Source organism: Mycobacterium sp. 1245499.0 (genome assembly GCF_001673615.1).
Lineage (GTDB): Bacteria > Actinomycetota > Actinomycetes > Mycobacteriales > Mycobacteriaceae > Mycobacterium > Mycobacterium europaeum_A.
In genome coordinates this window covers 1-1,200 of record NZ_LZMG01000029.1, presented here as the reverse complement: position 1 = coordinate 1,200, position 1,200 = coordinate 1, and the positions used below count along the sequence as shown (strand labels likewise).

The 1,200-nt window shown below is 67.0% G+C and carries 1 protein-coding gene and 1 pseudogene; one reads left to right on the top strand and one right to left on the bottom strand.

Annotated elements, in window-relative coordinates; all coding sequences use genetic code 11:
* The coding region (locus tag A5646_RS01165) for a TetR/AcrR family transcriptional regulator (RefSeq protein ID WP_156765365.1) at positions 1–397 on the bottom strand (397 nt) is incomplete at its 3' end.
* Positions 398–435: 38 nt separating this feature from the next.
* Here A5646_RS01165 and A5646_RS01160 point away from each other — a divergent pair.
* Positions 436–1,200: pseudogene (locus tag A5646_RS01160) on the top strand (hypothetical protein); the annotation flags it as partial.

Sequence of the window (1,200 nt, the reverse complement as noted above, 5' to 3'; positions counted from 1 at the left end):
CGCGGGTTTCGCGCAGAATCTCGAAGGCGGCCATCGACGTCGGGCTGCTGTAACAGCTCCAGGCCGTGTCGACGACGACCTCGATGCGGCTGCGCAGCGGCAGCTCGCTGACATCGGCCGACGACAGGCTGTCCACCAGCCGGGCCACCCCGTCGTCGACCACGGCCATCAACAGGCCGTTGCGATCCCCGAAGTGGTACTGGATGACGCCCCAGGTGACGCCCGCACGCTCGGCGACGTGCTTGGCGGTGGCCGCCGAGAAGCCCTCCTCCACGATGCAGCGGACCGTCTCGTCGATGATCTTCGCCCGGGTGTCATCGCCGCGCTTGCGGGGCGCGGTGGTTCGCCTGGTGGGGCCAACCGGGCGATCGGGCGTCTGGCCAGCGACGATGGGCATTGTTGACTTTATAACATAGTCGAGTCTATTTTTGGGGCGTGAGCAGCCCCTCGCGATATGCGCAACTGTCCCGTGACGAGCTCGTCGCCCTGGTCCCCGAACTGCTGCTGATCGGGCAGCTGATCGACCGGTCCGGGATGGCCTGGTGCATCTCCTCGTTCGGTCGCGACGAGATGGTCCAGATCGCGATCGAGGAGTGGGCGGGTGCCAGCCCGATCTACACCCGCCGGATGCAGAAGGCGCTGAACTACGAGGGCGACGACGTCATCACGATTTTCAAGGGCCTGCAGCTCGACATCGGGGCGCCGCCGCAGTTCATGGATTTCCGGTACACGGTCCATGACCGCTGGCACGGCGAATTCCAGCTCGACCACTGCGGCGCCCTGCTCGACGTGGAGCCGATGGGCGAACAGTACGTGTTCGGAATGTGCCACACCATCGAGGATCCGACGTTCGACGCCACCGCGATCGCGACCAACCCGCGCGCCCAGGTGCGCCCGATCCACCGGCCGCCCCGCACGCCCGCCGACCGGCACCCGCACTGCGCGTGGACCGTCATCATCGACGAGTCCTACCCCGAGGCGCAGAGCATCCCGGCGCTGGACATCGTCAGCCGAACCCGCGCCGCCACATGGGAACTCGACGCCATCGATCGTTCGGACGAGGGGCAGGCGGATTACTCGGGCCCCCTGCTGTCCGACTTCGACTTCGCCGCCTTCTCTCATTCGGCGCTGGTCCGGATGGCCGACGAGGTGTGCCTGCAGATGCACCTGCTGTACCTGTCGTTCGCGATCGCGGTGCGG